This is a genomic window from Pseudomonas sp. ASL4 (assembly GCF_056680395.1).
In genome coordinates this window covers 3405901-3432459 of record NZ_CM155280.1, presented here as the reverse complement: position 1 = coordinate 3432459, position 26559 = coordinate 3405901, and the positions used below count along the sequence as shown (strand labels likewise).

General features: G+C 58.5%; 26 protein-coding genes and 2 pseudogenes. 12 read left to right on the top strand and 16 right to left on the bottom strand.

All coding sequences use genetic code 11. The features are described from left to right. Positions 1–61 precede the first annotated feature (61 nt). Together glyA and lipA are read left to right on the top strand one after the other, a co-directional pair. The gene (glyA, locus tag AC1MEW_RS15435; protein ID WP_480426830.1) at positions 62–1318 is read left to right on the top strand and encodes a serine hydroxymethyltransferase; all 1257 of its coding nucleotides are present in this window, start codon (positions 62–64) and stop codon (positions 1316–1318) included. Between the two features lie 195 nt (positions 1319–1513). Beyond that, positions 1514–2506, top strand: coding sequence for a lipoyl synthase (gene lipA, locus AC1MEW_RS15430; protein WP_480426827.1), 993 nt, complete (start codon positions 1514–1516; stop codon positions 2504–2506). Here the strand turns inward: lipA and AC1MEW_RS15425 are convergent. After that, complete coding sequence (locus tag AC1MEW_RS15425) at positions 2497–3942, bottom strand: SulP family inorganic anion transporter (protein ID WP_480426825.1); 1446 nt, start codon at positions 3940–3942, stop codon at positions 2497–2499. The two genes, lipA and AC1MEW_RS15425, sit on opposite strands and share 10 nt — an antisense overlap. A gap of 813 nt (positions 3943–4755) precedes the next feature. On the opposite strand from AC1MEW_RS15425, the gene AC1MEW_RS15420 reads away from it, so the two are divergent. Then, on the top strand, positions 4756–5115 hold the full coding sequence (locus tag AC1MEW_RS15420) for a DUF6124 family protein (protein WP_480426823.1): 360 nt from the start codon (positions 4756–4758) through the stop codon (positions 5113–5115). Positions 5116–5209: 94 nt separating this feature from the next. After that, positions 5210–5497: a DUF7693 family protein gene (locus tag AC1MEW_RS15415; RefSeq protein WP_322270924.1), complete on the top strand. Its 288-nt coding sequence runs from the start codon at positions 5210–5212 to the stop codon at positions 5495–5497. Positions 5498–5502: 5 nt separating this feature from the next. Here the strand turns inward: AC1MEW_RS15415 and AC1MEW_RS15410 are convergent, their stop codons facing one another. The 5 genes from AC1MEW_RS15410 to AC1MEW_RS15390 all read right to left on the bottom strand — a co-directional run bounded on the left by AC1MEW_RS15410 (position 5503) and on the right by AC1MEW_RS15390 (position 11277). After that, positions 5503–5961: a GNAT family N-acetyltransferase gene (locus tag AC1MEW_RS15410; RefSeq protein ID WP_322268981.1), complete on the bottom strand. Its 459-nt coding sequence runs from the start codon at positions 5959–5961 to the stop codon at positions 5503–5505. A 235-nt stretch (positions 5962–6196) separates the two neighbouring features. Beyond that, positions 6197–7594 (bottom strand): purine-cytosine permease family protein, encoded by a 1398-nt coding sequence (locus AC1MEW_RS15405; protein ID WP_480426821.1) that lies wholly within the window; start codon positions 7592–7594, stop codon positions 6197–6199. A 23-nt stretch (positions 7595–7617) separates the two neighbouring features. Continuing rightward, on the bottom strand, positions 7618–9480 hold the full coding sequence (locus tag AC1MEW_RS15400; protein ID WP_480426818.1) for an amidohydrolase: 1863 nt from the start codon (positions 9478–9480) through the stop codon (positions 7618–7620). Positions 9481–9610: 130 nt separating this feature from the next. Further along, positions 9611–10630 carry a helix-turn-helix transcriptional regulator gene (locus AC1MEW_RS15395; RefSeq protein WP_480426815.1) on the bottom strand — a complete coding sequence of 340 codons (1020 nt, stop codon included), beginning with the start codon at positions 10628–10630 and terminating at the stop codon, positions 9611–9613. 32 nt (positions 10631–10662) lie between these two features. Continuing rightward, the gene (locus tag AC1MEW_RS15390; protein WP_480426813.1) at positions 10663–11277 is read right to left on the bottom strand and encodes a TetR/AcrR family transcriptional regulator; all 615 of its coding nucleotides are present in this window, start codon (positions 11275–11277) and stop codon (positions 10663–10665) included. A 70-nt stretch (positions 11278–11347) separates the two neighbouring features. Between AC1MEW_RS15390 and AC1MEW_RS15385 the strand changes: the two genes are divergently transcribed. Beyond that, positions 11348–11860 (top strand): DinB family protein, encoded by a 513-nt coding sequence (locus tag AC1MEW_RS15385; protein ID WP_322268989.1) that lies wholly within the window; start codon positions 11348–11350, stop codon positions 11858–11860. Between the two features lie 87 nt (positions 11861–11947). Continuing rightward, entirely contained in the window at positions 11948–12445 is a 498-nt protein-coding gene (locus AC1MEW_RS15380) for a DinB family protein (protein WP_480426811.1), read from the top strand. A gap of 80 nt (positions 12446–12525) precedes the next feature. On the opposite strand, the gene AC1MEW_RS15375 is transcribed toward AC1MEW_RS15380, so the two are convergent. Together AC1MEW_RS15375 and AC1MEW_RS15370 are read right to left on the bottom strand one after the other, a co-directional pair. Beyond that, positions 12526–13353: a nitrilase-related carbon-nitrogen hydrolase gene (locus tag AC1MEW_RS15375; RefSeq protein ID WP_480426808.1), complete on the bottom strand. Its 828-nt coding sequence runs from the start codon at positions 13351–13353 to the stop codon at positions 12526–12528. Continuing rightward, complete coding sequence (locus AC1MEW_RS15370; protein ID WP_201257208.1) at positions 13350–14849, bottom strand: purine-cytosine permease family protein; 1500 nt, start codon at positions 14847–14849, stop codon at positions 13350–13352. The genes AC1MEW_RS15375 and AC1MEW_RS15370 overlap by 4 nt, the downstream gene beginning before the upstream one ends. 199 nt (positions 14850–15048) lie before the next feature. Here AC1MEW_RS15370 and AC1MEW_RS15365 point away from each other — a divergent pair, with 199 nt between their 5' ends. Both AC1MEW_RS15365 and AC1MEW_RS15360 read left to right on the top strand, forming a co-directional pair. Then, the gene (locus tag AC1MEW_RS15365) at positions 15049–15951 is read left to right on the top strand and encodes a LysR family transcriptional regulator (protein WP_201257209.1); all 903 of its coding nucleotides are present in this window, start codon (positions 15049–15051) and stop codon (positions 15949–15951) included. Between the two features lie 146 nt (positions 15952–16097). Next, positions 16098–16739: a TetR/AcrR family transcriptional regulator gene (locus tag AC1MEW_RS15360; protein WP_201257210.1), complete on the top strand. Its 642-nt coding sequence runs from the start codon at positions 16098–16100 to the stop codon at positions 16737–16739. Between the two features lie 90 nt (positions 16740–16829). Here the strand turns inward: AC1MEW_RS15360 and AC1MEW_RS15355 are convergent, their stop codons facing one another. Beyond that, positions 16830–17363, bottom strand: coding sequence for a cysteine hydrolase family protein (locus AC1MEW_RS15355; RefSeq protein WP_201257211.1), 534 nt, complete (start codon positions 17361–17363; stop codon positions 16830–16832). A gap of 241 nt (positions 17364–17604) precedes the next feature. On the opposite strand from AC1MEW_RS15355, the gene AC1MEW_RS15350 reads away from it, so the two are divergent. Further along, the gene (locus AC1MEW_RS15350) at positions 17605–17928 is read left to right on the top strand and encodes a YdhT family protein (protein WP_322268992.1); all 324 of its coding nucleotides are present in this window, start codon (positions 17605–17607) and stop codon (positions 17926–17928) included. A gap of 100 nt (positions 17929–18028) precedes the next feature. Here the strand turns inward: AC1MEW_RS15350 and AC1MEW_RS15345 are convergent. Beyond that, positions 18029–19369: pseudogene (locus AC1MEW_RS15345) on the bottom strand (Fic family protein). A 190-nt stretch (positions 19370–19559) separates the two neighbouring features. Continuing rightward, positions 19560–21287, bottom strand: coding sequence for a gamma-glutamyltransferase (gene ggt, locus AC1MEW_RS15340; RefSeq protein ID WP_201204544.1), 1728 nt, complete (start codon positions 21285–21287; stop codon positions 19560–19562). A gap of 150 nt (positions 21288–21437) precedes the next feature. Here ggt and AC1MEW_RS15335 point away from each other — a divergent pair, with 150 nt between their 5' ends. Continuing rightward, on the top strand, positions 21438–21956 hold the full coding sequence (locus AC1MEW_RS15335) for a methylated-DNA--[protein]-cysteine S-methyltransferase (protein WP_201257214.1): 519 nt from the start codon (positions 21438–21440) through the stop codon (positions 21954–21956). 142 nt (positions 21957–22098) lie between these two features. Here the strand turns inward: AC1MEW_RS15335 and AC1MEW_RS15330 are convergent, their stop codons facing one another. The 4 genes and pseudogenes from AC1MEW_RS15330 to AC1MEW_RS15315 all read right to left on the bottom strand — a co-directional run bounded on the left by AC1MEW_RS15330 (position 22099) and on the right by AC1MEW_RS15315 (position 25187). Continuing rightward, the gene (locus AC1MEW_RS15330) at positions 22099–22692 is read right to left on the bottom strand and encodes an NUDIX domain-containing protein (RefSeq protein ID WP_201257215.1); all 594 of its coding nucleotides are present in this window, start codon (positions 22690–22692) and stop codon (positions 22099–22101) included. Between the two features lie 144 nt (positions 22693–22836). Then, positions 22837–23838 (bottom strand): annotated as a pseudogene (locus AC1MEW_RS15325) (chitinase); the annotation flags it as partial. Between the two features lie 41 nt (positions 23839–23879). Further along, a complete protein-coding gene (locus AC1MEW_RS15320; protein ID WP_201257216.1) occupies positions 23880–24515 on the bottom strand; it encodes a lytic polysaccharide monooxygenase auxiliary activity family 9 protein in 636 nt (211 codons plus the stop codon). A gap of 234 nt (positions 24516–24749) precedes the next feature. Continuing rightward, positions 24750–25187 carry a hemerythrin domain-containing protein gene (locus tag AC1MEW_RS15315; RefSeq protein ID WP_201257217.1) on the bottom strand — a complete coding sequence of 146 codons (438 nt, stop codon included), beginning with the start codon at positions 25185–25187 and terminating at the stop codon, positions 24750–24752. Positions 25188–25335: 148 nt separating this feature from the next. On the opposite strand from AC1MEW_RS15315, the gene AC1MEW_RS15310 reads away from it, so the two are divergent. After that, positions 25336–25767 carry a GNAT family N-acetyltransferase gene (locus tag AC1MEW_RS15310; protein ID WP_322268993.1) on the top strand — a complete coding sequence of 144 codons (432 nt, stop codon included), beginning with the start codon at positions 25336–25338 and terminating at the stop codon, positions 25765–25767. Between the two features lie 37 nt (positions 25768–25804). On the opposite strand, the gene AC1MEW_RS15305 is transcribed toward AC1MEW_RS15310, so the two are convergent. Beyond that, entirely contained in the window at positions 25805–26155 is a 351-nt protein-coding gene (locus AC1MEW_RS15305; protein ID WP_201204553.1) for a hypothetical protein, read from the bottom strand. Between the two features lie 150 nt (positions 26156–26305). Here AC1MEW_RS15305 and AC1MEW_RS15300 point away from each other — a divergent pair, with 150 nt between their 5' ends. Beyond that, on the top strand, positions 26306–26551 hold the full coding sequence (locus AC1MEW_RS15300; RefSeq protein WP_054053620.1) for a hypothetical protein: 246 nt from the start codon (positions 26306–26308) through the stop codon (positions 26549–26551). Positions 26552–26559 lie beyond the last annotated feature (8 nt).

Here is a 26559-nt window from a genome sequence, read left to right as displayed (position 1 = left end):
CAGCCTTCGGCAGCTCCTTCGGGTGTACGTCAGACATCCAAGAACAACAGAGGACTTCACCATGTTCACCAAGCACGACCAGATCAAAGGCTATGACGACGATTTGCTGGCAGCGATGAACGCCGAAGACGCACGCCAGGAACACCACATCGAGCTGATCGCTTCGGAAAACTACACCAGCCAACGGGTGATGGAAGCGCAAGGCAGCGGCCTGACCAACAAGTACGCCGAAGGCTATCCGGGCAAGCGTTACTACGGCGGTTGCGAACACGTCGACGTGGTCGAGCAACTGGCGATTGATCGCGCCAAGCAACTGTTCGGCGCCGACTACGCCAACGTCCAGCCGCACTCCGGCAGCCAGGCCAACGCAGCGGTTTATCTGGCGTTGCTGCAGGCTGGCGACACGGTGTTGGGCATGAGCCTGGCCCACGGCGGTCACCTGACCCACGGCGCCAAAGTGAGTTTTTCCGGCAAGCTCTACAACGCCGTGCAGTACGGCATCGACACCGCGACCGGGCTGATTGATTACGACGAAGTCGAACGTCTGGCCGTCGAGCACAAACCGAAAATGATCATCGCCGGATTCTCGGCGTATTCGAAGACCCTGGATTTCCCACGCTTCCGTGAGATTGCCGACAAGGTCGGCGCTTACCTGTTTGTCGACATGGCCCACGTGGCCGGGCTGGTGGCGACCGGGCTGTACCCGAACCCGATCCCGTTTGCCGACGTGGTGACCACCACCACTCACAAAACCCTGCGCGGCCCACGCGGTGGTTTGATCCTGGCCAAGGCCAATCCGGAGCTGGAGAAAAAACTCAACTCCGCCGTTTTCCCCGGCGGCCAGGGCGGCCCGCTGATGCACGTCATCGCGGCCAAAGCCGTGTGCTTCAAAGAAGCGTTGGAGCCGGCGTTCAAGACCTATCAAGCGCAAGTGATCCGCAACGCCCAGGCGATGGCTAAGGTCTTCATTGACCGTGGCTACGACGTGGTGTCCGGTGGCACCGATAACCACTTGTTCCTGGTCAGCCTGATCCGCCAGGGCCTGACCGGCAAAGACGCCGACGCCGCCCTCGGCCGCGCCGGGATCACCGTGAACAAAAACGCCGTGCCCAACGATCCACAATCGCCGTTCGTGACCTCGGGCCTGCGCATCGGCACACCGGCGATCACCAGCCGTGGTTTCAAGGAAGCCCAAAGCATCGAATTGGCTGGCTGGATCTGCGACATCCTCGATCACCTTGGCGATGCCGACGTCGAGGCAACCGTCGCCCGCCAAGCCGCTGCGATGTGCAGTGATTTCCCGGTTTATCGCGACTGATCCAGAGCAGTCAAACCTGACGCTGAACCTGTGGCGAGGGAGCTTGCTCCCGTTGGACTGCGCAGCAGTCCCCTTCTTTTTGGGAAAGAGCGGGCTGCTTCGCAACCCAGCGGGAGCAAGCTCCCTCGCCACAGGTTATGCGTCGCCCGCGCTATTTCAGCTGACGGCCCCGTTCCCGCATAAGGACAAAAGCATATGAGCACACTGGCGCAATCGCCCGTAAAAGCCCCGGTAAAAATGGAAGTCGGCGTCAAATTGCGTGGCGCCGAGAAGGTTGCGCGGATTCCGGTAAAAATAATCCCGACCGATGAGTTCCCACGCAAACCCGACTGGATTCGCGTGCGTATCCCGGTTTCCCCTGAAGTCGACCGCATCAAGGCCCTGCTGCGCAAACACAAGCTGCACAGCGTCTGCGAAGAAGCGTCCTGCCCGAACCTGGGCGAGTGCTTCTCCGGCGGCACCGCGACCTTCATGATCATGGGCGACATCTGCACCCGTCGCTGCCCGTTCTGCGACGTCGGCCACGGTCGTCCGAAGCCACTGGATGTCAACGAGCCGCAAAGCCTGGCCATCGCCATCGCCGACCTGAAACTCAAGTACGTCGTAATCACTTCGGTGGACCGCGACGACCTGCGTGACGGCGGTGCCCAGCACTTTGCCGACTGCATCCGCGAGATCCGCAAGCTGTCGCCGAACGTGCAGCTCGAAACCCTGGTCCCAGATTACCGTGGGCGCATGGACGTGGCGCTGGAAATCACCGCCACCGAGCCGCCAGATGTGTTCAACCACAACCTGGAAACCGTGCCGCGCCTGTATAAGGCTGCGCGTCCGGGTTCGGATTACCAGTGGTCGCTGACCCTGCTGCAACGCTTCAAGCAGATGATGCCGCACATTCCGACTAAATCCGGCTTGATGCTGGGCCTGGGCGAGACCGACGAAGAAGTCATCGAAGTCATGAAGCGCATGCGCGAACACGACATCGACATGCTGACCCTCGGCCAGTACCTGCAACCGTCCCGCAGCCACTTGCCGGTGCAGCGTTTCGTGCACCCGGACGTGTTCGCCTGGTTCGCCGAAGAAGGTTACAAGATGGGCTTCAAGAACGTGGCGTCCGGCCCGTTGGTGCGCTCGTCGTACCATGCCGACGAGCAAGTTCAAGGCGTGAAAGACACCACACGTCAGTCGTGACGCTCGCCCGCGCGTTTGAGCATCTGCTTGCAGCGCTCCGACAGGTGAAACACCCGCAGATGCTTGCCGGCCTTGGCGTAGCGTTCACGCAAAGTCTTCAGCGCGGCGATGGCTGAGTAGTCGACGAAGCTCAAGTGACGGCAATCGAGGGTCACTTGAGCGGGATCGTTGGCCGGATCGAACTGGTTGAGAAACGGCGCCGTTGAGGCGAAAAACAACGTGCCGTGCAAACGATAGAGTTTGCTGCCGTCGGTTTCCAGATGCGTGTCGGCGTACAGCTCACGGGCCTGCTGCCAGGCGAAGTTGAGCGCGGCAATGATGATCCCGCAGAGCACGGCGGTGGCCAGATCGGTGAACACGGTGATGGTGGTCACGGCGATGATCACCAACACATCGTTGAGCGGCACTTTGTTGATCACCCGCAGCGAGGCCCAGGCGAAAGTTTGCTGCGACACCACGAACATCACGCCGACCAATGCCGCCAGCGGAATGCGCTCGATCAGCGGTGACAGGAACAGCACGAACAGCAGAATCATCACCCCGGCGACCACGCCGGAAAGTCGACCACGACCGCCAGAACTGAGGTTGATCACGGTCTGGCCGATCATCGCGCAGCCGCCCATGCCGCCGAACACACCCGACACCATATTCGCCGCGCCCAGCGCCACGCACTCGCGATCCGGGTAGCCGCGACTCTCGGTGATTTCGTCGGTGAGATTCAGCGTCAGCAGGGTTTCCAGCAGGCCGACCAGCGCCATCAAAATCGCGTAAGGCGCGATGATGCGCAGGGTTTCAAGGTTCCAGGGAATGTCCGGCAGCGCGAAGCCCGGCAAGCCGCCGGCAATGTGCGCCATGTCCCCCAATGTGCGCGTCGGCAAGCCAAGCAAGTAGACCGCCAACCCGACGCCGAGAATCGCCACCAGTGCCGGCGGCACCGCGCGGGTCAGGCGCGGCAGCAGGTAAACGATGGCCATCGTCAGCGTCACCAAACCGCTCATCACGTAAAGCGGTGTGCCGCTGAGCCAGGTGTCGCCACTCTTGAAGTGCTCCAGTTGTGCCAACGCAATAATGATCGCCAGGCCATTCACAAAACCGAGCATCACCGGGTGCGGCACCATGCGCACCAGTTTGCCCAGCCGCAGCAGCCCGAACGCCATCATGATCAATCCGCCGAGCAACACCGTGGCCAGCAAATACTGCACGCCGTGCTGCACCACCAGCGCAACGATCACCACCGCCATCGACCCGGCCGCACCGGACACCATTCCCGGCCGACCGCCGAACAAAGCAGTCAATGTGCAAATGATGAATGCGCCGTACAGCCCCATCAGCGGATTGAGGTGGGCGACCAGGGCGAAGGCGATACATTCGGGTAGCAAGGCGAAGGATGTAGTGAGCCCGGCCAGGGTATCGGCGCGTAGACGTTGAGGTTTCATGGCTTACCTGAAATGCGGGCCGGTGAAATGGGCCGCGGGGAGTTGCGGGGGAAATAGGGTTGCGGATGTTACGGAATTGGGGATGGTTGGGCCAGTGATTGGAGGATTGCGGCGGCATAACTCTAAAAGCCAGCCAGATGTGGCTAATGCCTGTCAGTCAAGGATGTGAACACTGCACTCCTTGTGGGAGCGAGCCTGCTCGCGATAGCAGTCTGTCTGACACATCGATGTTGAATGTGCCGCCGTCATCGCGAGCAGGCTCGCTCCCACAGGGGATTTTCTGTGATTGCACGTTTTGTGAACGACACAGATCAAATGTGGGAGCGGGCTTGCTCGCGAATGCGGTGGGTCAGGCACCAGCACTGTCGACTGACACGGCCTCTTCGCGAGCAAGCCCGCTCCCACAAGGGATCTGTGCATCTGCCAGATATTTCCTCATTTCTATTTGGACGTTAAACGGCTTTTTTGCCATGCGTTTAAAGACACTCAGTGTTACGTCCCAAAGGCTACAACGCCTTGCGCCGTTGCCTACAGGTACGCCAGAATCCGCCGGCTTGTGCGTCTTGGGTGTCGCCGGTAACTTGGTTCGCATCACTGATTGCCAGTGATCGGGTTTAGTAGCCCGTCGCAGTCAAGTCGCATATGTCTCTATCAGTCAGGTATCCATTCCTGCACTTGATGGTGGCTGTGCGCAGGGCGCCCTCGGGCGCGCCGATTTCTTGGCTCATCGGTCTACTAACCTGTGCACAGCTGCCTCCCTTTCGTATTAGTAGCGAAATGGTTGCAGCCTCACTCATGTAGAGGTTTGAGCCAATGTATAAAATTACGCCTAATCCACCGGACACTGATCCGATCCCGCACGACCCTGCCCTCGATCCCAAGAAGCCAAAAGAGGCCGCCGACCGGGCACTCAATTACTACCTCAACCCATCAGCCCTCAAAGAAACCCCACGCAAACCCAGCACCATCTTCACCATCACGGCGGGTGTCGATAACGAAACCCTGCTGACCAATGCCTGCGAATCGATGGCGTCGGCCAGTGTCATGGCCAGTGATTTCGCCGCGCAGATGCAAGGCGGCCAGCGCAACACCATGCTGGCGCTGCAACAGGTCATCATGCTCGGTGAACTGGCGGTGAATCGGATGCTGGATAACCTTGAGGTGCCTAAGTAGTCACGCAATCCGGTAGCGAGGGAGCTTGCCTCTCTCGCTACACTGCTGCGAAGTGATCCCAACAATGAGAATGAGCTTGCAGAGCCAAAACCCGATGCCCGCCCTCACCGCCCGCGAAGTCTGCCAAATCCTGCGAGACGCCGCCCTGGAAGTCCGCCCGTTACGGCGCATCCAGGAACCGTGCGAACCCGGACAGGTAAGCGTCAATATCGAAGGCTGGCGCCTGACTCTGGACTTCGACGGCAAGCGCTTGCACCACTGCCAACACTGCCTAAGCCCTGACGGTCGCGAAGGAACGCTAGAGGCCTGGCGCTTTGGCACCGACCCGTTGAGTTTGCTGAGTACCTGGGAGTTGGCGCAGATCGAGCGGCTGTTGAGCTGACGCAATCAACCCTGCTTCAAATCGAGCAAGTAGGTGTAGTAACCCTCATCCCGCACATAACCCACCGACTCATACAATCGTTGCGCGCCGTAATTGTCGGTCGCTGTTTCCAATATCAGCCCCTTCGCACCCGTCGACAGCGCAAAACTGCGGGCGGTGTTCATCAGCAACGTCCCTACCCCGCGGCCCCGTGCGGCGGGCGTGGTGAACAGGTCACTGAGCAACCATGCGCGATGGGCCTCGATGGAAGAAAACGTCGGGTACAACTGGACAAAACCCAGTGCTTCACCGTCGGCGTCCAGGGCCAGGAAAATCGCGGATTCACCCTTGGCGATGCGCTCGGCGATGAAGTCTCGGGATTGCGGCAAGTTTGAGGGCTGACCGTAGAAACCCCGGTAGGCGTCGAACAACTGCGCGACTGGGTCGAGGTGGCTGGCGTCGGCGCGTTGGGCGTGGATTGCCATGGTGACTGTCTCCATACAGATTGAAAGAAGGCATCGAACTCACGGGCTCGAATACTATCCTGTGGCGAGCGAGCTTGCTCGCGCTGGGGTGCGAAGCGGCCCCGCTCTTTCCGAAAAAGAAGGGGACTGCTGCGCAGTCCAACGGGAGCAAGCTCCCTCGCCACAGAAAGCCCCTTCCCCTCAGCAAGCCCCCTCACCACAGGGAGTGTAAGCGCTCAACACGCTTTCGCGTCCTTCACGCCTTCGATTGCTGCTCCAAACCCACCGCCAACGCCGACGTCCTGGTCAGCCAGTAATAAAGAATCCCCGGCACCACCAACCCCACGATCCACGAAACATCGACACCACCGAGCTGTGCAACCATTGGCCCGGAGTAGAAATGCGTGTCGACAAAAGGCAACTGGATCAACACCCCAATGACATAGACGCTGATCCCGCGCCCGTTCCAGCGGCCATAACGCCCCGCCGGGTCGGACAACGCCGGGATGTCATAGCGCTCCTTGTTGATGAAGTAGTAATCCACCAGGTTGATCGCGCTCCACGGCGTGAAGAACGTCAACAGAAACAGGATGAAGTACTTGAACGTGTTCAAAAACGAGTACTGCCCCAGCAAAGCGAGCGTGGTCGACGCGGCGACGATTAGCAGCACAAACACCATGCGCTGCCTGGCGGTGATTTCCAGACGACTGCGAAAGCCGCTGATAATCGTGGCCACGCACATGAAGCTGCCATAAGCATTGAGCGTCGACACCGTGACCTTGCCAAACACCACGCTCAAGTACAGCAGCGAGGCGATCACGCCGGTACTGCCCAACCCGACGATGGTCGCCACCTCGTGACCACGAAAGTTCGCCCCGGCCAACGCGGCCGCAAACACCCCCAACACCATCGATGCCTGAGCGCCAAGCACGGTGCCCAGGCCAACGGCGGCGAAGGTTTTCCAGGACGAAGTCTTGCTCGGCAAGTAGCGCGAGTAGTCGGCCACATAAGGGCCAAACGCGATCTGCCAGGACGCCGAGAGCGACACCGCCAGCAGGAAAGTACTCCAACCGAAGTGGCGATTTTCCAGCAACAGGCCGATGTCGTTGAGGGTCATCAACCGGGTAAACAGGTAGGCGAAGGCGATGATGCCCAGCACGCTGGCCACCCTGCCGACCACATGGATAACCCGGTAACCGAAGATCGTCAGAAACGCGATGCACGCGGCGAAAATCAGGATGCCGGTGCTGTCGCTGACGCTGATCAACTGCGCAATCGCCTGCCCCGACAACACTGCGCCGGTAGCGCTAAAACCGAGGTACATCAGGCACACCAGCACAATCGGGATCGCCGCGCCGTAGACGCCGAACTGCACCCGACTGGAGATCATCTGCGGCAGCCCAAGCTTCGGTCCTTGCGCGGCATGCAGGGCGACGACGGTGCCGCCAAGCAACTGGCCGATCAGCAAGCCAATCAGCGACCAGAACACATCACCGCCCAGCACCACCGCCAGTGCGCCGGTGACGATGGCGGTGATTTGCAGGTTGGCGCCGAGCCACAGGGTGAACTGGCTGTAGAGGCTGCCGTGGCGCTCGGCCTCGGGGATGTAATCGATCGAACGTGTTTCGATCAGGGGACTTCGTTGTTGGGTCATTGCGATGCGCTCTTTTATTTTTGTTATTCAGCGTTCAAAACGGCGACGGGAACCGGTTGCCGATCCAGACCAACGAACGGTGCCTTGGCCCACACGACTTTGCCGCCGACCATCGTCAGCACCACGTTATTACGCGCCAGTTCAGCCTCGGGGACCTGCATGAAGTTCTTGTCCAGCACGATCAGATCCGCAAACTTGCCGACCTCGACCGAGCCGACCACCGCGTCCAGCTTCAATTGCTCGGCGGCGTTGAGGGTGATGCTGCGCAGCACTTCAGCACGGGACAGCGCCGGATCGGCATTCAGCCGGCCCGCGTACTCGGCGCCGTAGCTGTGCGGGTTCAGCGGATCGCCGGAGCGGGTGACGCCGACTTTCAGCGCGAGAAATTCGTCGAGCGGGTCCACCGGCCAGTCGCTGCCATACGCAATGCGGCCACCGGCACGGGCGATGCTGCCCGACGGTTCCATACGGGAAAAACGCTCGGCACCAAGATGTTCGCTGGTGCCATCGACGGTGGACGGCGCCTGTTGGGCCCACTGAAAGGACATGGTGGCCGTCACGTCCAACGCCTTGAAGCGCGCATAGTCACCAGGGTCCACCGACTCGGCGTGGGCGATGGCAGGACGGAAAGCATTGCCCGGCAGTTGCTGACGCACGTACTCAATGCCGTTCAACGAATCACGCACCGCGCGGTCGCCGGTGGCGTGAAGGTGCGGGTCGAAACCGGCCTGAACAGCTTTCAGCAATAGCGCATCGAGCACTGCCGGCGGGAAGTACAACTCGCCGACATTCTTGCCCGGCCCCCACTTCGGCGCCTTGGCGGTGCCCGCGTTGTGCAGGTACGGCGTCAACATCGCGCCTGTATCTGCCGGCGCATTGATGATGCCGTCCATGAACAATTTGACGTGGCGCATGCTCACGCCCGGCGCGACTTTGGCTTCGCCTTGGTCGTAGGTGCTGGCCAGTGCCTTGGCTTCGGCGATGGTTTTCGCCGGGTCTGCCGCAGCGGCGGCCGGGTCCAGTTTGATCGCCAGCAAGGCCCGAGCGGTCAGTTCGCCGGACTGCTGCAGGCTGGTGAAGGCTTTGCCATTCTCCGGCCCCGACAAGGCGTCGAAGAAACTGGTGATGCCCTGCTGGCGCATGGCGTCGAGTGCCGCGCGAATCTGGATCAGCTTCTGTGCATCGGTGGCCGGCGGTACCACAGCGGCCATGCTTTCGGCAGCACCGTCTTCGCAGATACCGGTTGGGTTGCCGGCGTTGTCACGCGCGTATTTGCCGTCACCCGGGTTGGGCGTTTGCTTGTTGATGCCGGCGACTTCGAGGCCCCGGGAGTTGACCAGCACGGTATGGAAATCGGTGGAACGCACCTGAATCGGCCGTTTGGTCTTGAGTGCGTCGAGGGTCGATTTGTCCGGGTCGCCGTCGAGGCCGTCCATGCCCATGCGATCCCAACTGCCGACTTCGAGCCACACATCCGGCCCCTTGTCCTTCTCGGCATCAAGGCAGGCCTGAATGGTTTCCTGGAACACCTTGCGGGTCATGGTCTGGTATTTCAGGTCGCACAAAGTCATGGCGCGGCCACCGTCACCGGGGTGCATGTGCGCGTCGATGAAGCCTGGCATCAACATGCGCCCGGCCAGATCGACCAGTTGGGTCTGTTTGCCAATGTACGAGGAAACGCCTTCATCGCTGCCGACGTAAACGATCTTGCCGCCCGTCACGGCAATCGCCTGCTGCACCGAATTCTTGCCATCGACGGTGTAGACATAGCCGTTGCGCATGACCATGTCGGCGCCGGTCGAACCCTGCGTCTGACACCCCACCAACGCCACACCAGAAAACGCCGTCGCCGCGGCAACCGCGATAAAAAGCCTGGAAAATTTCAACTGACCCACCTCTGTTCTTATAGTTTTTGAAGTGCCCGAACCGACGGCTGTGCACGCCCGTGGCAGGCAGGGCCTAGCCTATAGAGCGCCGTCGAGGTTCGGACCTCCGCAAATGAGGAGGGTCAGGTAATTAGTGGGAAGTGCGCCGGGTATCTTGGGAAAACGACGTCGGCGAACGCAAGACAGAACCCAACTCCACCTTGCTCTTCACCCCAAGCTGCAAGTAGCAGTTGCGCAGATAAGTGCGCACGGTGGCCGGGCTTAGCCCAAGGATTTTGGCGATTTCTTTGTAGGAATGACCGGCGGCGAACAACAGCGCAGCCGTGCGTTCCCGTGGTGCCAACACCGCCCCGCGCGACTGGGCTTCAAGGGACAGAATCACATGCTCTGCGTTGGGAGTCAGGGTCAGCGCGCAGCGACCGAGGCGAATCACGCACGGTGCTTTTGGCAATTGCGATGTCAGCTCAAACGGCAGAACTGAGCCGCCCCACCCCGGCAACTCACGCTGAATCGCCGCACACACACTCGCCCCGACGTACAGCAAACTGCCGTCCATGCGCGCCACGCCGAAATCGGTTGCACCACTGCCGGTGTCGAAGCGGATCATGTCTTGCACCTGGAATCGCCAGAGCTGCAACAGGTGATCGCAGAACGCCGAAAACAAATCGGCCTCGACGTCGCTGAACCCCGGTGCATCGATGCCACGGTAGAGACAGACGAAAAACATCAAGCCGCTTTCGGGCAATTCGAAGGTGATGCACATCGCGTGGAAAAGATCATGACGCCGCGCAAACGAGCCCACCACCTCATCGAGATCGTCGAACCCGCTTTCGCGAACGACCTTACCGGGCTGGCTCAACGTGTTATGGGAAAAACCGTCATTGTCCGCGCCCTGGTGCCATTCGACGGCAAACGATTCCGGCAGATTGATCCGCCCGTGCATCCAGCTTTTCGGCGGTGCATCGGCGTCTAACGCTGACATCTCGCCCCACCAGGCGGATGCGAACGGCACCAGTTCGCTGAATGCCTGCAAACCACCTTCGATGAATTGAGAAGCGCCGCGCTCCCGGGCAAGACGACCGAGGTGCAGCACGCAGCGATTGAATGCATTGAGCGTGGCCGTGGCACCGACTTCGTTACCCTCCCCCATTTGTTCTTATCCTGTTGATTACGTGGCAGGCCCTAACCTAAATACGAACAGACCAAGTGCACAAGCTCTTCTTTCAGCTCCTTGGATTTCAACGTCCCGCTTCTGGCTGCGCTATGAATGACCCCTTCCACGGCGGCGGAGAGCACTTGCGCCACCATTGAGTTCGCCGCGTGGCCTCGTGAGCCCGGAAAAGCCTCTACAACGGTTCTATATCGCGCCAGATATTGCGCTTCGAACACGCTATGAGCGGAGATGGAACTTGAATGCGGCGGGGCAATATCAAGCAGGACTCGATGAAGTTCTGGCTGAATGCTGTGTGCCGCAATCATACCGTCGACCAGATCGCCCACTAGTTGCCTGGGATGCTTTTCACCGGTACCCACGGCGCGTATGACCGCTAGAACATCATCAAGGTGACGTTGCCGAATGGCTTCGATCAACGCTTGCTTGTCTGGAAAGTACTGATAGAGCGATCCAATACTCACGCCAGCCGCCTCCGCGACGTCGTTGGTATTGAAACCCGCCCAACCCCGGTCGCTCAAAACGCGAGCACCGGCCTGAACAATGGAATCGACCGTGGCACGAGAACGCGCCTGGCGTGGCTCCTTTCGCATCCGGGAATACGTTGATGAAATGCGAGTAGTCAAAAATCGCTCCCTGGAATCAAAATATAAACACAGTACTCACATTCTAGAACGTCAAAAGGGGTCACGGATCATGAGCGCATCACCCTTACTTCGTACACTGTTCGGCTATCAGGCATGGGCCAACAGCGAGTTGTTAAACAAGATGGAAGGCTTTGATCCCGAACGCCACAAAGAAGAGTTCCACAGTGCATTACGGTTGATCAATCACGCCCATGTCGTCAGCCAGATATTTGCTGCGCATCTGGTTGGCAAGCCACACGGATTTTCCACAGACAACACACCGCAGACACCTTCACTGACTGATCTGCGCGTCGCTGTAGCAGCCTCCGATCGGTGGTACCTCGAGTACGTAGAGGAAGTGACCCCACAACTGTTGTCCGAATCCGTGCCTTTCGTGTTTACCGATGGAGACGCCGGCTATATGTCGCGTGAAGAGATGCTGACCCATGTCGTCACGCATGCCGGTTACCACCGCGGTGAAGTGGGTCAAATCATGAAGCAACTGTCTCTTGAACTGCCGTGGGATACTTTTGCTGTGTATCTGCATCGCACTGAACCTTCACGTCGATCACACGCATTGTGATGGGTGCCCCAAAATAATCAGCAACCAGGACTGTTGGCGCCTGAGACCTACGCTGTTCCATCCGGTTTGACTCAATAAGGAAATATTGTGAACTCGGTACACACTCTCACACGCTACAAGGCATGGGCGGACGACACTTTTTTATCCGTGCTGGAAAGCCTTCCAGAATCTCAGCTGACTGCTCCAGACCCGAGCTTTTTCGGCAATATCATCCGAACGCTCAATCATTCGTACTCCATGGATTTTGTGTGGAAGTGCCACTTGCTTGGCGAGCCTCATGGTCTTACCACGCGCAACCCATCCGACCATCCCTCTATCCGGGACCTTGTCGCCGCTCAACGCGAGATAGACAGTTGGTATGTCGACTATGCGGATTCGCTGTCCCCGGCCCAGTTAAGTGAAGTGATCGAGTTTCAGTTCATCGGTGGCGGCCTTGGCGCCATGTCCCGTGAAGACATTTTCCTGCACGTGGTCAACCACACGACCTATCACCGCGGAAACATCGCGGGCATGTTGTATCACCTCGACATTGCTCCACCGGCAACAGACCTTCCGATCTTTCTTCAGGCTTCAGTGCGCACTTAGGGCACCCGCAGCACTGACGATTGGCCGAAAAACCTGAACAGTTCTCCAGCCCAAGTACCTCGCTCTTTACCCGCTACGCCTCACCCGTACAACGATGGCCGCCGATCCCGATGCAGGTCATTGCGCTCACTGATCCGCTTATTCCGCGCCTCGACCAGGTTCAGTGTCGCCAGCAAAATCTGTTCGCCACCCTGCTCCGCCGGCCCCGCCAAGGGGTAACCATCGGCATCGACGATGACTGAACCCTGCACCCAGCTGACGCCGCGCTCGTGGCCATGTCGGTCACAGGCGGCGACGAACATTCGGTTGACCGACGCATTAGCCTGGACCCGTACGACTTCTGCGGGGCGCTCGGTCAGCGGCCTCGGGCCGTCGGGCCAGTTGACCGGGGCGCAGAGCAAGTCTGCGCCGGCCAGTGCCGGGAGTCGCACCCATTCGGGGAACTCCAGGTCGTAGCAAATCAGCATGCCGATGCGTCCGTGGACGGTTTCGACTACTGGCGGCGCGGCGGTGCCGGCGGTGAAAATTTCTCGCTCGGCGTCCCAGAGGTGCGCCTTGCGGTATACGGCGCGCAGGCCCTGAGCGTCGATCATCGCGGCGCTGTTGGCCAGTTCATTGCCCGCCAGTCGCTCGCAGAACCCGCCCACCACGACGATGTTCAGCTCCCGGGCGAGTGCCCCCCAGCGTTGCAAAGTCGGACCTTCCGAAGTTTCCGATAAGGACAGTGCTTCGCGATGGTCGGCAAACAGGTAGCCGCTCTGCACCAGTTCTGGCAGGACCACCACGTGTGCGCCCTGGAGCGTCGCCGAACGAATCGCTCGTTCAGTCAACGTCCGATTGAACGCCAGGTCGCCTATTTTCGGTGCCAATTGGCAGCAGGCAACCACGGTCTGTTTTGCAGTGTTCAACGTCCCTCCTCCACAGAATGATGGGCCATAGCGACGATGTCGCTCTCGGTAATCGAATCGATGATCCGGCGTTCGTACTCAAGGTCTATCGAACGGCTGAGGATGTAATACGTCAGGCCCGACACCACCAATCCCACCAGCCAGGCGATGTCCACGCCCTCCAGCATCCGCGCCAGCGGCCCGACGAACACTTCTTTGTTGGCGGCGGCATCAAAGATGTAGAAGAACGGCACCATGGCGGCGAAGCCGATCAGGTACGAGACGATGCCGCGAAACTGCCAGGCGCCGTAAATGCCTTTGGGGGTGAAGAAATGCGGGATCGCGTAGCGGCCTTTGCGGACGAAGAAATAGTCCACCAGATTGACCGCGGTCCATGGCACGAGGAAGTACAGGAGCAACACCAGAAAAGTGTTCAGCAAGGCAATGCCATCGCCTTTGATCGCCAACACGCAGGTCAACAGAATGACGCTGATGGTGGTGATCGACATCACCCGGGCGCGGGGTGTCGGGGTGATCTTTTTGATCGAATCGACCCCCGTCAACAAGGTCAGCATGGCGCTATAGGTGTTGAGCGCGATGATCGGCAAAAATCCCGCCACGGAGACCATCACCAACACATTGCCCAGACCCGGAATCATCGAAGAGCCAACCTGATTCAGTGCCACCAATGCATCCACGGCTTTCAACTGCTGTGCAAGCCAGGCACCGAGGCCGATCATCCAGCCGCCCGACAACGAGGCACCGATGAAGACCGCCGCGATCAGTTTCGGTCGGCTGGTGTTTTTGGGCAGGTAGCGAGAATAGTCGGACACATAAGGTGCATAGGAAATGTTGTAGCTCGCGCCAATCGCAAACAGGGTGGCGAAGGCGACCCAGTTGAAGCCCAGGCCGGCGGCGGGTGTGACGCCCTGCTGACCGGCGCCGAACATCAACGCGATCGTGACCAGTGCGTACAGTGGCAACGTGACCAACAGCGCCCACTTGAATGCCTTGTGCATCAGGTCATGGCCGTAGATCGACAGCAGCGCGCCGATCAACACAACCACAACCGCGACGATGGTCGGGTCCAGACCGAAGACGTGTTCGAGGCCGTTCATGATCAGCGAGATGTTCACCACGTTGAAGCCGACAAACACAAACATTGTCGCCATCAACGCCAGGATCACCCCGCGATAGCCAAATTGGGCACGGGACTGGATCATTTGCGGAAGGCCCATTTCCGGACCTTGTGAGCCATGAAACGCCATGAAAATGGTGCCGAACATGATGCCCAGTGCGCCGGCAATCAGGGTCCACAGCGCCGACAAGCCCAGGCTTGGGCCGACAAACCCGATGGAAATGGTGAAGAAGTGGAAGTTGCCCAGAAACCAGAAAGGTCCCTGGCTGCTGAGTTTGGCGTGACGTTCGTTTTCCGGAATGTAATCGATCGAGTGGCCTTCGATGGCCAACCCGCTACTCGCCTCGATGGCGTGCGCAGTTTGAGGGGACCCTGACATACGATTGTTCCTATGCGGTTAATTGTTTTTTTTGTGGGTGAAGCAGTCAGTTCGACGTCCAGATCAGGTGAAGCTCCAGAAAAAGCTAACGATGACGCTGATTTCATTGCAATGTAGGGCGTTGGTCGGGGCTATAAAATATTGCAGGCAAACTGTTCACATAGACGTTTATCTATGTGAACCACTCTCGGGAGTCTCCATGCTGGGATCTGTATCGGAGTTGGATCTACGCCTGATCCGGGTATTTTTGACCGTTGTTGAAGCGGGCGGCATTTCAGCCGCACAAACGGCGCTCAACACCACGCAACCCACGATCAGCGCGCAATTGGCAACGCTGGAAGCGCGAGTGGGATTTCGTCTTTGCGAGCGTGGCCGTGGCGGGTTTTCGGTGACGCCCAAGGGCGGTCAGTTTGTCGAGGCGGCCCGCCGATTACTGGCCGCCGCCGAAGGTTTCCGGGTTGAAGTCCAGCACATCAACCGAAAGGTGTCGGGCAACATCAACATTGGCCTGCTCGGTCAAATCGATCCTGTTGCCAATAAGAAAATCGCCCTGGCCATCGCCCGTTTACGCTCTCGGCATGAGGGCCTGTATTTCCACTTCACCGAGCTGTCGTCATCGCTGCTGGAAGAGAAAATCATCAACAGCCATATCGATCTGGCGATCGGTTACTTCTGGCACCGCTTGCCCAACATCGACTACTTCCCGCTGTTCCAGGAAACCCAAATCGCTTATTGCGCGCCCACTCACCCGCTGTTCGAACACGTAGGCGAGTTGACCAGAGAGGAAGTCGCCGGGCATGACTGGGTATGGCCCAGCCATCCTTTGCCGGAAATGCCGGCACCGGCCTCAATTGAACGTTTGACGGTGCTCACCGACAGCATGGACGGCGCCGCGCTGCTGATTCTGTCGGGCCAACACTTGGGGTTTCTGCCGCAGCACTATGCGGCGAAGCATGAACAATTGGGGCAGTTGCATCCGCTCAATCCTGAGCTTCTACGCTATGAGGTCGGCTTTCACGCGGCAGTACGACACTCTGCCCGGCAGCGGGATTTGGTGAGTGCCTTCCTGAGCGAGTTGATCGAGATTTTCGGTTCGCCGTAAATTCGCACTTTGCGTGGCAACATCCTTGCTGTGGGAATCAGACGATTCGCACGGTCGCATCTGGCTCATTCGCTGTATAGTTTTGTATATTACGAACCCGAATCCCCCCAAGTCCTTCTCATGCCCCTGTCTTTCGTTCCTTCTCCATGACCAGCATCCGCCAACGCAATCAGCGGCTGATCCTGGCCGCCGCCAGCGAAGAGTTTGCCGCCAAAGGCTTCGACGCCACCCAGACCCTGGACATCGCGCTGCGCGCGGGGCTGCCGAAGGCGAATCTTTATTACTACTTCCAGAGCAAGGAGAACCTCTACGCCAAGGTGCTGCTCGGGTTTGTCGAGCCGTTGCTGGAGGCCTCGGCGGTATTGCGCGAGAGCGATGATCCGATGGTGGGGTTGCAGGCTTACATCGCGGCGCGGATACGAATCGCGCGGGAGCATCCGCACATTGCCAAGGTGTTCAGCGGTGAGTTGTTGCTCGGCGGTCGGCAGTTGCCTGAGGAGTGTCGGGATTTGTTGTATGCCGAGGCTCAGCGCAATGTCGAGTGCCTGCGCAGCTGGATCGAGCGCGGGCTGCTGGCGCCGGTGGATCCGGAGCATTTGATGTTGTTTATCTGGTCGGCGACGCGCACGTATACCAATCTGGGTTGGCAGATGGCGCATATCACTGGTCGGCAGGTGCCGGAGGATGCGGATTATTCACAGGCGGCGGCGACGATTACCCGGTTGGTGTTGGGCGGTGTGGTGCCGCAGAGGGTTGGGGCGATAGGCGGGTTGTTGTTTGCGACTTGAGTTTTTTTGGGGGGGGCTGCTGCGCAGCCCAGCGCGAGCAAGCTCGCTCGCCACAGGGAAGCTCGCTCGACGGAAAATTCTGGAATGGTTTTAGAGGTGGATTTTGGCGGTGGGCAGGACGTCGATCCGTGCCACGGGACCCGTCAAATGCGCCAGGTCTGCGTTGTGCTCGGCGATGATGTCTTCGGCCGAAAGATTACCGTTGTCGACGGTGGAATGCGCATCGGCGACGAGCACAACGTCATAGCCCAGGTTGAGGGCCTGGCGGACGGTGGCGTTGACGCAATAGTCGGTTTGCAAGCCGCAGATGATCAGTCGATCAGTGCCCTGCTCATGCAGCAATGCTTGTAGATGAGTCTGGTAGAACGAATCCCGCGTGGTTTTGCGCACACGCAGGTCTTGCGGCGAAGTCTCCAGGCTTTCGGCCAGTTGCCAACCCGGGGAGCCGTGTTGCAGCAGATCATCCTTTGCTTCGTGCTGGATCAGGATTACCGGAATCCCGGCTTCTCTGGCCTTGGTGCTCAGGCTGTTGATGTTCTCGATAACGCGTTTGATGTCGAAGCATTCGTACTCGCCGGTGCACAAGGCGTGTTGGACGTCGATGATCAGCAGTGCAGTGGTCATGGCGGGGGCCTTAAAGTAGTCCATCAGATTAAGGGGTACGCAACCTGCTCACTGGAGGCCGAACATGGATCGCGTACCGTCGATAATGCCGCAAAACGCTGCTGTATAGAACAGCCCCGCACCGCCGCTTGCCGATAATGGGACAGCCCTCTCAGCGCCGCTAAGCACCCTCACCGCCGGTTACGGCAGTACCGAAACCGCGGGCAAGGACAGTTCACAAACCGCCGGCGATCGCAGTAAATTGATCGTTGGTAAGGACAGCACCCAAATCGCCGGCGACCGCGCCAAGCTGACGGCGGGTGATGACTGTACGTTGATGGGCGACGATAAAAGCGTTTTGACCGCGGGCAAAAACAGCATCCTGGTGGGCGGTGCCCGCAGCAAACTGATTGGCAGCCTGGGTTCGACCCTGACCGGCGGCGAGAACGCGACGCTGATTTTTCGATGCTGGAACGGCAAGCGCTACAAGAATGTCGTGGCGCGTACGGGCAAGGATGGCGTGGAGGCGCATGTGCCATATCAGGTGGATGAGGCGGATAACCTTGTCAGCAAAACAGACGAATAAGTAACGCCGCACCTGTAGGAGCTGCCGAAGGTTTGGGCCGCATTCGGACGATCTTTTGATCTTGTTTTTAGACGCGAAGATCAAAAGATCGTCCGAGCTCCTACGGGACAGCGCGCAGGAAGAACACCCACTCTCGCCCCATCTTGCGCTTCTCGAACACCTTCAACTCGACCAGCCCGTTCAGGGTGGCCGAGGCGGTGTTGTAAGAGCAGTCCAGATTCTCCTTCACATTGACCGCCGTAAACTCTTTGGCCATGCCACTTTTGGCCACTTGGTAGACGGCTCGTTGCTTTTCGGTGAACTGGTCAAATAAACCTGACGCCATCAGCCATCGATCAAAATCCGCGGTGTACGCCAGACTTTTTCGATAGGCCTCGGTAAAACCAGTGACGGCTCGCAAGATGACTGAACACTGGAAATCGATAAAGTAAGTCAGGTCCAGATCGTCAGCTTCGGTGTGCAGATACGAGCGCCCGTATTTCACCGGTGCATTGCGCAGCAAGATGCTGATGGCTATGTAGCGAAAGGCTGAAAAATCATTCTTGAACATGAACCAATAAAACAGAGCCCGAGCGACTCGGCCGTTGCCATCGCGAAAAGGATGCTCATAACCCAAGGCGAAATGCAGTGCGATGGCTTTGATCAAAGGATGAATGTAGTCCGGGTGAGTGGGGGCGTTGTGGGATTGGTTGATCCAACTCGAAAGCACCTCCAAGCGAGAGGCAAGCCCCGCAGCAGGAGGCGGCGTATGAACCGTATTGCCCTCGCCATCCTGCACCACAACTTCATCGTTTTTCCTGAACGTCCCCGGCGAGTATTGCTCGTCATTGATCCCTTCGACCCCTACCCGATGGATTGCCGCGATCAATGCTTAGCTCAAGGGCTCATCGCGTTTTTCCCAGGCAAAATTCATCATCTTGTAGTTGCCGATGACCATTCGCTCATCCGGCGTACGCGGCAGGCGCTTGCGTTTAAGCATGTCCTTGGCCACGCGGGTGGTGGTTGCCGCCCCTTCCAATTGGCTACTGCTGATGGCTTCGTCTTCGATCAGATCGTTGAGTAGATAGCTGAAGTGCGCGTGTTCGCCAATCTGACTGGTCATGTACTCCAGCGCCGCGGTCGTGGCTTGGCGGTCGACGGCCGAAATGGCCTTTTGCGCGAGCGGCGTACACACGAACTTGCCGCACTGGACAGGCTCACCCAATGGCAACAGGGCGGAGTATTGCGCAATCCTGGCCTTCTTGACCAAGGCCCAGCACAAGTTCGAATCCAGCCCCGGCGCCCAGCGATAACGCAACTCATCAAAAGGAAGATAGCGCCCCAGATCATCCAGAGGCTTGAGCAGAGCCAGGTAATCCGGGAGGCGTTCCTTGTGGGGTGATTGCGCCAACAGGTCAAATACCGGATCGAACCTGCCCTTCAGGACGGGGGCCTTTTTCATAATGGCTGTCTCAAAAGCTCTCAAAACCGAGGCTCAAGTACAGCATTCAGATAGCTCTGACTCAATATCAGAGCATTCTGAAATACGTGTAGGACTTGCAGCAGGCTACGATTTTTTTGAAACAACGCTCCATAAGGCTTGAGGACCACCCTCACCCTGGACGAGGGCTCGGGTGGCCTCCGATCCTGTCTCAGTAACCCAACGACAACCCGGTATTCCTGCGTGGATCATTCGCCCCATAGAAGCGATTCTTGCCCACCGGCTTGCCTCCCAGCGAAGGTGCCCCGACCAGAATCGCCGCCACATGATTGGCATCCTGTGGCTTGGCAAATTTATGCCCCCAACTTTCGAGGATCTTCACCGTATCCGGACTGGTGGTGAAGGTCTCCAGGTTGGTCTCTTCCGGCAACCACTGCTGGTGGAAACGCGGCGCATCCACGGCTTCCTGAATGTTCATGCCGTAGTCGATCACGTTGAGGATGGTCAGCAAGGTCGCGGTGATGATGCGGCTACCTCCAGGGGTGCCGACGACCATGACCACTTTGCCGTCCTTGGTGACGATGGTCGGGCTCATCGACGACAACGGCGCCTTGCCGGGCGCGATGGCATTGGCCTCGCCTTGCACCAGGCCGTACATGTTTGGCACGCCGATTTTCGAAGTGAAGTCATCCATTTCATCGTTGAGGATCACCCCGGTTTTGCTGGCCATGACGCCGGCGCCGAACCAGTCGTTGAGGGTGTAGGTCATCGACACCGCGTTGCCCCACTTGTCGACGATGGAGAAGTGCGTGGTGTTGCTGCCCTCATGCGGCGCTACGCCAGGTTTGATCTCGCGGGACACGCCAGCCTTTTGCGGTTCGATGGCGGCGCGCAGTTTGGTCGCGTAGTTTTTGTCGAGCAGGTGGGCGATCGGATTTTTCACGAAGTCCGGGTCGCCGAGGTAGCTGTTGCGGTCCACATAGGCGTGGCGCATCGCTTCAATCTGATAATGCATGCCTTGGGCCGAGTGGTAGCCCAAGTCTTTCATCGGGTAGCCGTCGAGGATGTTCATGATCTCGCAAATCACCACGCCGCCGGAGCTTGGCGGTGGCGCCGAGACCACGTGGTAGCCGCGATAATCGCACTCCACCGGGGCCAGTTCACGGGTCTTGTATTTATCGAGGTCGGCCTGGGTGATGATGCCTTTGTTGGCCTGGCTGGACGTGACGATCGCGTCGGCCACCCAACCTTTATAGAAACCGTCGGCGCCCTTCTCGGAGATCTCCCGCAGGGTTTTGCCCAGGTCTTTTTGCACCAGCTTCTGCCCGACTTGCATCGGCTCGCCGTTACTCAGGAAGATCGAACCCGAATCGCGCATGTCCTTCTTGAACACGTCAGTCGCGGTTTCCAGCAGATCGACATCTCCCTGCTCCAGCACGAAGCCTTCTTCGGCGAACTTGATCGCCGGGGCGATCACTTCCTTGCGAGGTTTGGTGCCGTATTTGCTCAGGGCCAGCTCCATGCCGGACACAGTGCCCGGCACGCCCACGGCCAAGTGGCCACGGGTGCTCAGGTCCGGGACGACATTGCCGTCCTTGTCCAGATACATGTTGGCGGTGGCCGCCAGCGGGGCTTTTTCGCGGAAATCGAGGAAGGTCTTGCGCCCGTCCGCCAGTTGAATGGTCATGAAACCACCGCCGCCCAGGTTGCCCGCCGCGGGATAAACCACCGCCAGCGCATAGGCGACCGCGACGGCGGCATCTACGGCGTTGCCGCCGTTCTTGAGTTCATCCACGCCCACGTGAGTGGCCAGATGCTGGGCGGTGACCACCATGCCGTTTTCGGCTGCAACCGGGGCCACGGAGGCGGCGTAAGCACTGAGGCAACTGAGCGCCAATGAGGTCGCTATCAGCGATTTGGCAAAAGGTTCGAACGTCATGATTCGGTCTCTTTTTTTGTTTTTAGGCTCTGTATCAAACAGAGGGAACGCTTCAAGAGCACTAGCCAGTATGGCTGGGATTGCGTATTGCGCCTCTCTGATCAGGCAGTATGCTGAGCGCCTGTTCAGCCTTTTTCGGAGTCCGCCGGCATGACCTACACCTGCACCACCATGCCCTCCCCGGTCGGCGAGTTGAAGCTGGTCGCGAACGGCTCAAGACTGGCGGCCATCCTCTGGGAAAACGACAAACCAAACCGAGTACGGCTCGGGCCGATGACTGAAGCAGCGGACAATCCGATCCTGATGCGCGCGGTTAAACAGTTGCAGGAATACTTTGCCGGCACGCGCAATCAGTTCGATCTGGAGCTGGATTTTGTCGGGACCGAGTTCCAGAAGAAGGTCTGGCAAGCGCTGCTGACCATTCCCTTTGGCGAGACCCGTAGCTATAGCCAGATTGCCGAACAGATTGGCAATCCGAGTGCAGTTCGGGCCGTGGGTGCGGCGAATGGCAAGAACCCGATCTCGATTGTCGCGCCGTGTCATCGGGTGATTGGGGCGTCGGGGAAGTTGACGGGGTTTGCCGGGGGGCTTGAGGCGAAGGAGCGATTGTTGACGCTGGAAGGATGTGAGTGGTCGGGAGCGGCCAGCAGAACGGGCGATCTGTTTTGACAAATCGATCTTTGTGGCGAGGGAGCTTGCTCCCGCTCCAGTGCGCAGCGCTGGCAAAAATCCTTGGTATAGGCCGCTTCGCAGCCCAGCGTCGGATCGCCGCCCGGAGCAAGCTCGCTCGCCACACTGGACCGCGTCAGTTTCAGGATTGGGCGAAGAGGTTTTTCATCGCCGCATACTGCAACAGCATGATGGTCTTCGCATCGCAGATCTCGCCGCGATAAAACGCCTCAAGCGCCTCGTCGAACTTCCACTCCAGTACTTCAAGCTCTTCAGTCTCGTCTTCCAGCCCACCGCCATCGCTGACTTTCGATGCTGCGTCATATTCGGCGATGAAGAAGTGCAGTTTTTCGGTGACTGAGCCGGGGCTCATGTAGGACTCGAAGACCTTTTGCACGTGGTGAACGCGATAGCCGGTTTCCTCTTCGGCTTCAGCGCGGATGCGCTCTTCAGGTGCCGCGCCTTCGAGCAACCCCGCCGCCACTTCAATCAGCAAACCATCGTGGCCGTTGACGAAAACCGGCAGCCGAAACTGACGTGTCAGCACGACAGTTCTTTTCTCGCGGTTAAACAGCAGAATCGCCGCACCATTGCCACGGTCATAGACCTCACGGGTCTGGCGCTGCCACTCGCCGTTATTGCGCTGGTAGTCGAAGGTGATTTTCTTCAGCAGGTACCAGTCGTGGGACAACACCTGTGATTCGATGATGTTGACCCTATCGGCTGTATTTGCCATGACACCGCATCCTTTTTTTGTCAGAAGAGCCCCCATGGTAGGCGAAAACCAAAAAGCCCGGCATCTCTGCCGGGCTTCTTTTTACGGTTGGCTGGCGACTTCAGGCGCCGCGTGCTCTTCCTCGTGGGTAGAAAGCCGCTTGCCGTTGATCAACGGCCCGTAGCGACGGCTGAACTCCCAGTTGTACGGCACGTGGTCTTTGTTGACCCCGTTATCCCAGTTCACCGACCAGGTCATCAGGCCTTTGATCGAAAGCCCTTTGGCGTCGAGACGCTTGAAGGCATTCACCACTGCCGCCGGGTCGATCACGTAACCCGTGGCCGCGGCATCGACGTTGGTCGGCAAGCCGATCACGAACTTGTCCGCCGGGATTTTGGTGAACCCGCGAGTACCGCTCACCAGACTTTCGGTCAGGTAAAACAGGAAGTCCTCTTTCATCGCGTCGTTGTTTTGGGCAATCCACGCGCCAGCGCCGTTATTGGCTTCCTGCACCCAAACCCCGTCACCGCCCTGATTGTAATACTGCGGGGCGATGAAGTCGTAATAACCTTCCAGGGCCTGGATATAGCCGACATATTTGCCGGCGGTGGTCAGGTACGGGAATTCCGGCGCCATGCTGATGATGAAGTGTTTGCCTTCACCGGCGTAATGGTCTTTGACCAGTTTCAGCGCGGCGGGCAGGACGGTCTTGTTGTCGGCGAAATCAATCGCGCTTTGTTCAAGATCGATGTCCAACCCATCGAAGCCGTAGGTTTCCACCAGCCGGATGATTTCGTTGGCCAGTGGCTGTTCGTTGCCTTTGTGCAACTCAATGTGCGCATCGGCACCGCCGAGGGAAATCAGTACCACCCTACCCTGGCTGTTCAGCACGCCGACCTGGCGCCGGAACTCGGCGTCGGACAGGTTGTACGGTTTGAAGGTCGGAATGCCATTACCCTTCATGAAGGCCACGGCCACCACGTTGTAATCCTTGGGCACGTCCTGCAGCGCGATGTTGGCAAATTGGCCACGCTGGTAACCGTCACTCGGCCCGGCGGGCCAGTTATGCCAGAAGCCCATCAGGATTTTTTTGCCGGCAATGCTCGGCATCAACGAAGCAGCGTCGCTCAGTTGAGATTTCATTAACGTAAAGTCGATCTTTGACATGTTCTATTCCTTCAGAACGTGTGGGGGTTAACGCTGTCGGCTTACTTGAAGTCCACGTCGAACGCTTGATAGAAGGCGTTGCCGGTGTTGGCCACGATCCACACCAGCACGATCACGTGATGGCCGCTTTTATTGCCCGGCAATTTCACTTCGTGGTTGACCTTGGCCTTCATTTCTTCGGAATGGCTGTAGTACGGAACCTGGGTGTAGAAGTCGTCGAAAAACGATTTCGGCTCCAGTTGCGCACGGCTGATGCGCTGTTTCGGGTCCCAGCCATCCTTGGTGATAAACCAGCTGTAGCCACGAGTGACGTGGGGAGCGGTGTATTCCCAGGTGACTTTGAAGGTCTGGCCCGGCTCGACATTCAGCAGTGGCCAGGCGAACGGACGGTTGAGCTTTTTGCTCAGTTCCTCGTTGGTGAAGTTGATGCAGTCACGGGCGTCGACCTTGCCGCCACTGAGGATATAACCGTCGGCAGGTGGCACGTCGCTGGCCGTGTCGGTTTGATACGGTGCCGGGAACGGGCCGGCGACCAACGACGGGAAGTTCTTGCCACCTTCCATTTCATTGACCTGCCAGTTACCCAGCAGCCCCTGCTCGACGGCCACCGCGCCGCGGCTGGAAGGGGATGTGACACGACCGTGTCGCAGTTGTGATTGGGTCTGTGGTTTGTTCATTTTTTCACTCCATTGATTTAAGAACTCTCCTTCCTGAGGAGAGGCCTTCAACCTAACGGAGCTGCTTTTTTTGTCCACCGGCCGATTTCCCGCCCCGAGTGATGTTTGCTTGGGCAATCGCTCGCAAATACTGGATATATAACCAGTACATTGTGCCAAGTCCTACAACCTGTGTAGCAGAAGGATTACACCGCAAGGTAGCAATCGGAACCGTTCTCATCTCAGGAAGCCAGCTCAGGAAAGTTGAGCCTTGTATTCCTTCTCATATTGGCCGGCCAGGGATTCTTTCTGTTTTTCATCAAGCAGTTTGCCGGCCATCTGGAAGAACTTCTGCTCTTCTTCCTTGAGGTGGTGATGGACCTTTTCGGACAACTTTTTCGCCGTCACCAGCCACGTCGGATCAGACATCTGTGTCTCATCCAGCGTCTCCATCATTTCGTCCATTTCATGGTGTTCGGAAATGGCATGACGGCTCAGATCGACTCCGTTGTCGAACTCCATCAGCGGAATGTAGAAATACCGTTCTTCCGCGGTTTCGTGGGCCTGGAGCTCGGATTTAAGCCGTTTGTAGGCCTCGGTCCGTTCCGGGGTGTCACCGCTGGTCTGGATCAGCGCGTCGGCATAGCTGCGCTGGCGGTCGTGGCTTTCGCGCAAGGCTTCGAAAATGTTCATTGGCTATCCTCATGGCCGCGTTTTGAGTTGACGCTCTTGAGGCTAGACATCTGCGTGCAAGCGGCGGTTCCTCCCGGTGGATGGAACGCCGGTCGCTTTTCGGGATAGGCTTGGGCGTTCTCACTTCATAGCCATAAGGATGTAGCCCATGACGTTGCACGTCGAATGGTCGCCAAACCCCACCAACGAAGAGCGCGAGGCCATCCTTGCACCGTTGCGCGCCTATAACGCGGCGCAAGCCGGGCCAGCCAACCCGCAACCGTTCGCCTTACTGGTGCGCGACGACCACGGCGAGATTCTCGGCGGGCTCTACGGCCGGGTGTTTTACCAATGGTTGTTCATCGAATTACTGTCGGTACCGGAACAGGCCCGGGGACAGGGCATGGGCTCCAGGCTGATGAACATGGCCGAAGAGCTGGCCCGAGAGAAGGAATGCGTGGGGATCTGGCTCGACACCTTCGACTTCCAGGCGCCAGCGTTTTACAAGAAGCTCGGTTATAGCGAATTGGGCCACATCGCGGACTATCCGCCGGGGCACCAGCGCTTCTTCTTACAGAAACGCCTGATGAATATCGACTAAATCGCAAAACCCTGTGGGAAATGCATCAGGTCATCAATTACAAACAGGTCGCCAACGCCGCCAATCGGCGCTTGGCCACGAAATCATCGTGCTGCGCGTAGTAACTCAGCACCGTGCCGGACGCATTGCTGGACAAGTCCACAAACGATTCCGCCGAACGGGTGTAGACCGTAGAACCGCCCTTGCGGCCCGGTTGCAGGTAAGCCCCGGCATCAATCCCGAACACCGCCTCGTCCTGCCAGGCGAATTGCACGCATTGGGCAACGACTTTTTCCGGTTTGTCCGAGTTCAGGACCTTGGTCGGGGATTTGGTGCGGGAGTCATCCATCACCGAGCCCGCGCATCCCGCCAGCAGGGTTGCGGCCAGCGCCACCATCAGAATTCGCATTGTGTTCGCTCATCAAGAAAAAGCGGACTGTATCACCGTGGCGCGGCGTATCGTTCTGCTTTACTTCATTTATACCGCGACACCGCGTGACGATTCGCGCACCCTGTCGCGCAATTAACAGCGCATCACCTCTTTTTTCTGGAAAGCCACATGACACCCAACGCCGAATTTTACAAACCAACCGCCGAATATGCCGACAAGCTGATCAGCCAGATCGGTCAGACACCGTCCTGGATCGCCAAGCGAATCGGCGTTACCGACAAGCGGATTCGTTACATCCTTGATGGCGAAAGAACCGTCAAAGGCGAAACCACGCCGATCCAGATGACCTACCCCGAGCAGTTCGCCCTCGAGTGCCTGGCCGCAGCGGCCAAAGCCAAGAAGCAGTCTTCGTAACCTGACGT

What these genes read in the sequence shown, in the direction of transcription:
- glyA (WP_480426830.1), top strand. Translation starts at nt 62, where the DNA reads ATGTTCACCAAGCACGACCAGATCAAAGGCTATGACGACGATTTGCTG.
- AC1MEW_RS15425 (WP_480426825.1), bottom strand. Translation starts at nt 3,942, where the DNA reads ATGAAACCTCAACGTCTACGCGCCGATACCCTGGCCGGGCTCACTACA.
- AC1MEW_RS15415 (WP_322270924.1), top strand. Translation starts at nt 5,210, where the DNA reads ATGCCCGCCCTCACCGCCCGCGAAGTCTGCCAAATCCTGCGAGACGCC.
- AC1MEW_RS15305 (WP_201204553.1), bottom strand. Translation starts at nt 26,155, where the DNA reads ATGCGAATTCTGATGGTGGCGCTGGCCGCAACCCTGCTGGCGGGATGC.
- AC1MEW_RS15405 (WP_480426821.1), bottom strand. Translation starts at nt 7,594, where the DNA reads ATGACCCAACAACGAAGTCCCCTGATCGAAACACGTTCGATCGATTAC.
- AC1MEW_RS15315 (WP_201257217.1), bottom strand. Translation starts at nt 25,187, where the DNA reads ATGAACATTTTCGAAGCCTTGCGCGAAAGCCACGACCGCCAGCGCAGC.
- AC1MEW_RS15360 (WP_201257210.1), top strand. Translation starts at nt 16,098, where the DNA reads ATGACCAGCATCCGCCAACGCAATCAGCGGCTGATCCTGGCCGCCGCC.
- AC1MEW_RS15365 (WP_201257209.1), top strand. Translation starts at nt 15,049, where the DNA reads ATGCTGGGATCTGTATCGGAGTTGGATCTACGCCTGATCCGGGTATTT.
- ggt (WP_201204544.1), bottom strand. Translation starts at nt 21,287, where the DNA reads ATGACGTTCGAACCTTTTGCCAAATCGCTGATAGCGACCTCATTGGCG.
- AC1MEW_RS15385 (WP_322268989.1), top strand. Translation starts at nt 11,348, where the DNA reads ATGAGCGCATCACCCTTACTTCGTACACTGTTCGGCTATCAGGCATGG.
- AC1MEW_RS15320 (WP_201257216.1), bottom strand. Translation starts at nt 24,515, where the DNA reads ATGAACAAACCACAGACCCAATCACAACTGCGACACGGTCGTGTCACA.
- AC1MEW_RS15335 (WP_201257214.1), top strand. Translation starts at nt 21,438, where the DNA reads ATGACCTACACCTGCACCACCATGCCCTCCCCGGTCGGCGAGTTGAAG.
- AC1MEW_RS15310 (WP_322268993.1), top strand. Translation starts at nt 25,336, where the DNA reads ATGACGTTGCACGTCGAATGGTCGCCAAACCCCACCAACGAAGAGCGC.
- AC1MEW_RS15330 (WP_201257215.1), bottom strand. Translation starts at nt 22,692, where the DNA reads ATGGCAAATACAGCCGATAGGGTCAACATCATCGAATCACAGGTGTTG.
- lipA (WP_480426827.1), top strand. Translation starts at nt 1,514, where the DNA reads ATGAGCACACTGGCGCAATCGCCCGTAAAAGCCCCGGTAAAAATGGAA.
- AC1MEW_RS15370 (WP_201257208.1), bottom strand. Translation starts at nt 14,849, where the DNA reads ATGTCAGGGTCCCCTCAAACTGCGCACGCCATCGAGGCGAGTAGCGGG.
- AC1MEW_RS15395 (WP_480426815.1), bottom strand. Translation starts at nt 10,630, where the DNA reads ATGGGGGAGGGTAACGAAGTCGGTGCCACGGCCACGCTCAATGCATTC.
- AC1MEW_RS15420 (WP_480426823.1), top strand. Translation starts at nt 4,756, where the DNA reads ATGTATAAAATTACGCCTAATCCACCGGACACTGATCCGATCCCGCAC.
- AC1MEW_RS15410 (WP_322268981.1), bottom strand. Translation starts at nt 5,961, where the DNA reads ATGGCAATCCACGCCCAACGCGCCGACGCCAGCCACCTCGACCCAGTC.
- AC1MEW_RS15300 (WP_054053620.1), top strand. Translation starts at nt 26,306, where the DNA reads ATGACACCCAACGCCGAATTTTACAAACCAACCGCCGAATATGCCGAC.
- AC1MEW_RS15355 (WP_201257211.1), bottom strand. Translation starts at nt 17,363, where the DNA reads ATGACCACTGCACTGCTGATCATCGACGTCCAACACGCCTTGTGCACC.